General features: G+C 53.2%; 8 protein-coding genes and 2 pseudogenes. 6 read left to right on the top strand and 4 right to left on the bottom strand.

What is annotated here, in order from left to right; genetic code table 11:
* Positions 1 to 298: 298 nt before the first annotated feature.
* Together PMI35_RS35855 and PMI35_RS20315 are read left to right on the top strand one after the other, a co-directional pair.
* Positions 299 to 695: pseudogene (locus PMI35_RS35855) on the top strand (hypothetical protein); the annotation flags it as partial.
* Between the two features lie 516 nt (positions 696 to 1,211).
* The gene (locus PMI35_RS20315; RefSeq protein ID WP_008058026.1) at positions 1,212 to 1,595 is read left to right on the top strand and encodes a hypothetical protein; all 384 of its coding nucleotides are present in this window, start codon (positions 1,212 to 1,214) and stop codon (positions 1,593 to 1,595) included.
* 213 nt (positions 1,596 to 1,808) lie between these two features.
* Here the strand turns inward: PMI35_RS20315 and PMI35_RS35245 are convergent.
* Positions 1,809 to 1,895: pseudogene (locus tag PMI35_RS35245) on the bottom strand (XRE family transcriptional regulator); the annotation flags it as partial.
* A gap of 177 nt (positions 1,896 to 2,072) precedes the next feature.
* Between PMI35_RS35245 and PMI35_RS20320 the strand changes: the two are divergent.
* The 4 genes from PMI35_RS20320 (at position 2,073) to PMI35_RS20335 (ending at position 3,936) form a co-directional block, all read left to right on the top strand.
* Positions 2,073 to 2,435: a hypothetical protein gene (locus PMI35_RS20320; protein ID WP_008058025.1), complete on the top strand. Its 363-nt coding sequence runs from the start codon at positions 2,073 to 2,075 to the stop codon at positions 2,433 to 2,435.
* Between the two features lie 36 nt (positions 2,436 to 2,471).
* Complete coding sequence (locus PMI35_RS20325; protein WP_008058024.1) at positions 2,472 to 3,176, top strand: DUF6933 domain-containing protein; 705 nt, start codon at positions 2,472 to 2,474, stop codon at positions 3,174 to 3,176.
* A gap of 133 nt (positions 3,177 to 3,309) precedes the next feature.
* Positions 3,310 to 3,555: a type II toxin-antitoxin system Phd/YefM family antitoxin gene (locus PMI35_RS20330; protein WP_008058023.1), complete on the top strand. Its 246-nt coding sequence runs from the start codon at positions 3,310 to 3,312 to the stop codon at positions 3,553 to 3,555.
* 75 nt (positions 3,556 to 3,630) lie between these two features.
* Entirely contained in the window at positions 3,631 to 3,936 is a 306-nt protein-coding gene (locus PMI35_RS20335; RefSeq protein WP_008058022.1) for a type II toxin-antitoxin system VapC family toxin, read from the top strand.
* 52 nt (positions 3,937 to 3,988) lie between these two features.
* Here PMI35_RS20335 and PMI35_RS20340 read toward each other — a convergent pair whose 3' ends face one another.
* From PMI35_RS20340 to PMI35_RS20345, 3 genes are all read right to left on the bottom strand, one after another.
* A complete protein-coding gene (locus PMI35_RS20340) occupies positions 3,989 to 4,702 on the bottom strand; it encodes an HNH endonuclease (protein ID WP_008058020.1) in 714 nt (237 codons plus the stop codon).
* A 101-nt stretch (positions 4,703 to 4,803) separates the two neighbouring features.
* Complete coding sequence (locus tag PMI35_RS0132505) at positions 4,804 to 5,382, bottom strand: BRO-N domain-containing protein (RefSeq protein WP_050562609.1); 579 nt, start codon at positions 5,380 to 5,382, stop codon at positions 4,804 to 4,806.
* A 360-nt stretch (positions 5,383 to 5,742) separates the two neighbouring features.
* Positions 5,743 to 6,990 (bottom strand): ribonucleotide-diphosphate reductase subunit beta, encoded by a 1,248-nt coding sequence (locus PMI35_RS20345; RefSeq protein ID WP_007978181.1) that lies wholly within the window; start codon positions 6,988 to 6,990, stop codon positions 5,743 to 5,745.
* Between the last annotated feature and the right edge of the window lie 126 nt (positions 6,991 to 7,116).

The raw sequence follows: 7,116 nt of genomic DNA, 5'->3' as shown, positions 1-7,116 counted from the left end.
AAAACGGCACCATCAGTGCTGAAGACATAGAAAATCTGCCAGTGCCAATCAAGCGTAAGCTGGTTTTTTTGCGGCGCAGCGTAGTATTACTTTCAGTGTCATTAGTCTTGCTGTGGTGTATTGCGAAAATTTTTGGCCTTAGGTAACGACACCCAGAAAGCCTGGCTTCTTAAACCGAATCCTGTATCTCTGCACTGCAGACTTCTAGTACTACTCGCCAGTAGGAAAATACTTGGCTTGATTGGGATGTCAGCAGTTGTCAGAGACTGGTTCATCGTCGGACGTGATCCGGCACGTCGGGCAGATGCCGGGATACGCCACTCATCTGGAGGGTGTGGCCAGGGCTTCCAAATACCTCAAGTACGGTGGCTGGGTCGGCACGGCCATTGGTGGAGGGGCGTCCGCCATGAAGGTTCAGGATGTATGTACGGCTGGGAATACTGAGGCTTGCGAGCGGGTTAAATTCACTGAAGCAGGGAGTTTTGCGGGAGGAATTGGGGGCGGTGCATTGGCTGGCGGGATAACTGCTCCGTTATTCGGAGTTCTCTGCATCGGACTCACTGTGCCTACAGCCGGCCTTGCGCCATTGGCATGCGGTATTTTGGTGGTTGGAATTGGATCATTCGCTGGGGGGAAAATTGGGCGGCACATTTGGTGAAATGGTTGGAGATAAAATTTATGAGTCTATGAAATGACTACCGCAGATATAATATTCATTAGCTTGTGCGGCGTAGTTGTTACCGGTCAATTCCTGTGCATTGGGGCAGCTTTGTATCTGACTCACATCAAGAGTGACTTGATGTCGTCGCACTTCAAAAGCAGCTCTTACCTCCTGACTATCGGAATACATAGGCGCTCAAGCCTTTATGGCAGATGCAGTTAATAGGAAACATCTCTAGCATTCTTACATTTCCGAGATTTTTCCTCAAACGAGGCCTGGCCAGTGCTGAGGACATAGACAGCTTTCCGCTCCCACTTAAGCGTCAGCTTGTAATGCTGCAATGGAGTTTTATCGGACTTATCATTGCAATGATATTGCTGGTCATAATAGGGAAGTCAGAGATACTTAGCTGAAATACACAAAAAACCATGCTGAGTGGCGGGGGCGGGGAAGAAAGCGCCGCATGGTGGTAGCAACAAGGGCCTTGAAGGGGAGCAGTAGGGGGTGGGATTGGCGAGTGGATTGGTGACCGTATTTATGAGGCGACGAGATGAGTAAGACGGAGATGATCTTCGGTGCTCTCGGTGGCGTAATCCTCCTGCTGATCTTCGTCTGGCTCGTAGTAGCACTTCATATGGCCTACACCAAGATGGATGTACTTTTTGGGCACCTGAAAAACAGCCCGGCAATTACCGTTCTCGCCTTCTGGCGACACGCAGGCCCATCGGGGCGGTTGAGGATGATCAGCAATATTGCCCATTACGTCTCGTCACCACGTAGAGGTATCGAAAACGGCACCATCAGTGCTGAGGACATTGAGAACCTTCCAATGCCAATCAAGCGCAAGCTGGTTATTTTGTGGCGGAGCCTAACATTGCTTGTGGGGGCATTATTCTTGGTGTGGTGCATTGGGAAAATTTTGGGCCTTTGGTAACAACACCTAGAAAGTCTGGCCTCTCAAACCAAATCCTGTAGCTCTTCACTGCAGTCTTCTAGAACTACTCGTTAGTAGGATAATACTTGGCTGGATTGCGATGTCATCAGTGTTGGAGTTTGATTCATCGCCGGGCGTAAGCTGTCACGTCGGGCAGATGCCGGGATATTTCACTCATCTGGAAGGGCAGCAAGCTTGGTGAGATGGGTGGCGAATCGCTCGGGTCCAGGTGCAGTGTGCCGGGGTGGATTGGAAAAGGGCGATACGCTCCAGGGTAACTTTCATCGCTTGAGAGGCCAGGGTGTTCTCCGGGCTGGAGAGTGCTGATCAAAATGTACTGTGTTTTTTGCACAGTTTTTTTGATCCTTGCGACTTTGTCCCGTTCAGCCTCACGGACGTTGATGACCTGAATGCGACAGGATTTTTCGGCAAGAATGCGTTTTACTTCGTCAATGATCCTTCGCAGGGGTAATGCTCATGTCCATCATCGAAAGCGACTGGAAGAAATTCAAGGAACTGCACAAGCTTGCGCTCGATCGTTTCTGCCAGGGTGTGTTGGCCGATGCCCAGACCATCACTCAACATGACGCGCTTTCGGCTCAAGCCAGGTATGGGATGCTTTATCGGCTGATGCGCGACCGGGATAATGACATCGTCCGGACTTTCGATCCTTACAGTCGCTCTAGCGCACTGATGGCTTTGAGAATGATGGTCAGGCACGACTTGCTGACCGATGCAGAGCTGTCGGTGCTCAGCGAAGCGACGCGGGAAGAGATTGCTGACGTGGTTCGCCAGCCCTATGAGATTGAATGGGCAGATGAGATCGTGCAGCAGGACTGACAACCGCTATCACCCGCCTTCTACCAGAGAACCAGGATGTTGATCTTCAATTGCACCGAAGCCGCCAGCAACTTTTTCAGTCGTGTGCACAAAGGCAAGAAAATCACCCCGGTGGGTAAACCACCATCGCCCATTATTGAGGACGATGCGCCTGATGAGTCTGCCGAACAATGGCTGGTCCACGCCATTACCGTTCAACGCAAGCACGTGCTGTTCGTCATCCATGTGCAAACCCGCTATTGCATGATTTTTGCGGAGGCGAAAAAAGCGGACATCGAAGGTTTTGTCGATCGTTTTGCCGAGCGTTGGATATACGGCCTGGTCCGCCATGCGGGCCAACACGACATCCTTCGCTGGATCGATGACGAGCCGATGATGGAGCGTTTTCAGGAGAGTTGCCGGGAGTACGTTTTTTACAAACGCGGGCATCGCGGAGCGCAAAAACACCTCAATGAGATTTCCTGGGTATTCGAGGATTGCGCCGCCGAATGGGGTACGTTGCCCCCGGATGAATTCGCGGCTGGCCGCTTCGACAGTGAGATGAACGACACCCCAAGAAGTAGTAAAGGCCACAAGGACTATTACTACCCTGATGAGGAAATGATCGTTCACTGGTTACGTCGCTACGGTGGCCTCGATGAGTCTCGCATTCAAGCCGCCCGTGAGCGGCGCATGGAAGTGAAGCGGGAGATATGGGCGCTGGAAAGGCAGCTTCGGCACGCGCTGGAGCCATTGCAATAATGCAGACGACGCATGAGGGCGCGTAGTGAGTCTTCGGTGTAATGGGCCTGCCTGACAGACGGTGATCCCGTCACCTTACCTTCAGAAACACGCCGGCTTAGCCAAGCTTAGCTAATTTTATCCCAGGTGCCTTATGAGTGAGCTAGTTCAAGTAAACATGCGCGAAGCCAAGTCCCAACTCTCCCGACTTGCCGAGCGAGCTTGGCAGGGCGACAAAGTGGTAATCGCCAAGGCCGGCAAACCGTATCTGTATCTGCTACCTCATGTCGAAACCCCACGGGCGCGCAAGCCTGGGCGGTTGAAAGGGAAAATTCGAATGTCCGCACATTTCGACAAGACGCCTGAAGACATCATTGCTGGATTTGAGGGCAGCTTATGAGGCGTTTTTTATTATCCCCATGTGCTTAATTGGTGGTTGTCCGATGATCCTGTCTTAGGCGTATAAGCTCGACAGATGATTGGGGAGCCGCGCAATCAGGTACTGGTGAGCGCCGCTTCGATCTGGGAGATATCGATCAAGCAGGCAAAAGGGATGCCGGAGGCTCCAGAGGATCTTGAGGCGTTGGTTGAGAACGAGGGTTTTACCAAATTGCCGATTTCGCTGTTTCATGGACAGCAGGCGGGCAAGTTACCGGAGATTCATCGCGATCCCTTTGATCGGATGTTGATTGTCCAGGCTCAGGCGGAAGGGTTGGAGTTGGTTACAGCAGACGGGATTATTCCGCAGTATGGGGTACGGGCGGTTGCGGCACGGTTGTGAGGAGGCGGCATCGACCTCATCATAAGCAATGAGGTCGGGTAACAGACGCCAATTACTCCCGCTTGAGCCGCTTCACCTTCGTATAAAGTGACAAGGTGAACTCAGCCTTGTCGCTCGAAAGATGACAACGCCGATGACAGTTTGGGCAAAGCGCAACAGCGTTAGAAATGCAATCCGAACCTTTTTGCGCCAAATTTTTAACGTGATGAACCTCTAGAAACGGCAAGCCATCGGCTTCAAATGGTGCTTTCTGGCCGCAGCCTTCACAAATCCCCTTGGCTAAGTCAGCCACCCAGGCTCTAACTTTTGGGTCGCGGACGTAGGACGTGATGACGGTGCTAGTTTGTTGAGGGTTCGGGTTACCAGTGGGCTCAACCTTCAGACCCTGTTTTTGCAGCTTGGATGTTCGTCGTAGCAATGTCTCATGGTTAGCGGTTGGAGCGAATTCGCCCACGCCAGGCACCACTTTTTTGGCCAACACCTTGCGAATCCGCTCACCGATCCCTGCCCCAATGTTTTTGGCAGGCCTGTAGCCAATAATTCGCGGCAGATCCAATTGCTCCAGCACCGCAGAGATATTTTGCATGCGGTACTCAACCGAAGAAGCACTACGTTTGCTTAACGGGCCTTCACGCAAAAGCTGATTCTCAACTGACTTCTTGAACGTCTGCCCGCTCTGCTCCAAGCCCAGCATTTTCAGATAAGCATCGACCGAAGCTTCAAGCTCCTGATCGCTCCAGCCACTTTTTTCCTTTGGGGTATCCATACAATCGCCGAGGGATGAAAACCCTCGGACGATACTGAGTGGCCATTACCACTGTCTACGATTTTTCCTACAAGAAATAGCGAGGGATCTTGCAGGGGATCCTACAAACGCGTCATCCAACCCATCGAATGCTTCGATGACTGAAACATCTGCGCCACTCTCCGCCACCAAGGCTTAGCGACAGGCACTCGCCACTGTGTGTGATCGTGCAGTAGGTAAGGCATGTCTCGCAGCCGAATCCAGCCTTCATTCTGCCAATGCAGTAGGCTCAATGACATCTCCGGCCAATCCAACAAACTCAGCATTGGTAGGCCCGTATTTGCCGAAGTTTCAGCGTCGCGTAAGGCTGGTATCACCTGATGAGTCAGCCACTCACGCAACAATCGATTGCCTGGGACGTAGTGATATACCAACAACGCGTACACACCAGACTCGCTGAGCATCATCTGTTTTTCTGGTTTCCGCCAATACTCAATCCACAAAACACGACGCTGATCCTTATCCAGCTTGCTGACCATACGATCACTCAGATGGACGCCCATTAAGCGACCAATATCTCGGGCGCAGAACCAGGTTTGGTTTTCCAGGAGAAGGGCATGGAGTGGAAGGTTATGACGGGTAAAGACTGTCGGGCTGCAAGGATCAGGAGTGACTGATCGATGAGGGATTTCTGCAGGCATTTCCATTACCTCTACGTATGAAATGGGAGAGGGCCGGGACCCGACGTAGAGGACCAAAGAAATCCCAACCAGCAGCTCCTTTGACACACAAGATTGCGCATACATAGCGAGTGCCAGCATGCGTATCGTGTGAGGAAGTTGCTTCTACGTTGGGCGTTTCTTAGGCACCTGCAACAGAGCTTAAAAGCGCTTGAGACGCCCTTCAATACGGACGCAGCTGTAATTCTTGTAGGAGGTTTAGCCACTACTGAGAGGGTTAGTAAGCGTTTTCCTACTCCATAAAAAAGCCCCCGAACGGATCGGGGGCTTTTAGGTTTGGATTTGCCGATTCAAGTCGTCAAATCGGGGCTAGCTCTGGAATCAATCCCAGCTAAGCGCACCACCGGTTTGGTACTCGATTACGCGAGTCTCAAAGAAGTTCTTCTCTTTCTTCAAGTCCATGATCTCGCTCATCCAAGGGAACGGGTTGGTCGTCCCTGGGTACTCTTCCTTCAGACCGATCTGCGACAGGCGACGGTTAGCGATGAACTTGAGGTAGTCCTCCATCATCGCCGCGTTCATGCCCAGTACGCCGCGAGGCATGGTGTCGCGGGCGTATTCGATTTCCAGTTGGGTGCCTTGCAGAATCATCTGCGAAGCTTCTTCCTTCATTTCGGCGTCCCACAGGTGTGGGTTTTCGATTTTGATCTGGTTGATCACGTCGATGCCGAAGTTCAGGTGCATGGATTCGTCGCGCAGGATGTACTGGAACTGCTCGGCGACGCCGGTCATTTTGTTGCGGCGGCCCATGGAGAGGATCTGGGTGAAGCCGCAGTAGAAGAAGATGCCTTCCAGGACGCAGTAGTAGGCGATCAGGTTGCGCAGCAGTTCTTTGTCGGTTTCGACGGTGCCGGTTTCGAACTTCGGATCGGAGATCGAACGGGTGTACTTCAGGCCCCAGGTGGCTTTTTTCGCGACCGATGGGATCTCGTGGTACATGTTGAAGATTTCGCCTTCATCCATGGCCAGCGATTCGATGCAGTACTGGTAGGCGTGGGTGTGGATCGCCTCTTCGAATGCCTGGCGCAGGATGTACTGGCGGCATTCCGGGTTGGTGATCAGGCGGTACACGGCCAGGACCAGGTTGTTGGCAACCAGGGAGTCGGCGGTGGAGAAGAAGCCGAGGTTGCGCATCACGATGCGGCGCTCGTCGTCGGTCAAGCCTTCCGGGTTTTTCCAGAGGGCGATGTCGGCTGTCATGTTGACTTCTTGCGGCATCCAGTGGTTTGCGCAGCCGTCCAGGTACTTCTGCCAGGCCCAGTCGTACTTGAAGGGTACGAGCTGGTTGAGGTCGGCACGGCAGTTGATCATGCGCTTTTCATCGACAGCGACACGGGCGGAGGCGCCTTCGAGTTCGGCGAGGCCTTCGGCGACGTCGAGCGAATCCAGGGCGGCTTTGGCGCGGGCAACGGCAGCGGAGTCAGCGGCGGTCACGGCGCGGGCTTCCAGGGCGGCGGCACCGCCGGCGCTGTCGAGACGGTCCATGTTGGCTTCGGTGGCGTGGCCGGCGTTGGCGCTCTTGACTGCTACTTCCGTGTCTTCTTTGTCGAATTCGTCCCAGCTCAGCATGACGTGTCGTCTCCTGCGTGAGGGCCAGCGTGCCCGTGTGAAAATGGATGGTTGGTTTTTCACACGGCGGTGCTGGCCGCGTTGGATATCGTTTTTTTGCGGTGCTACGCAGGCAAATAAACATAA

Source organism: Pseudomonas sp. GM78 (genome assembly GCF_000282475.1).
In the GTDB taxonomy this organism is placed as follows: Bacteria; Pseudomonadota; Gammaproteobacteria; order Pseudomonadales; family Pseudomonadaceae; genus Aquipseudomonas.
This window is presented reverse-complemented; position numbering and strand designations above follow the sequence as displayed.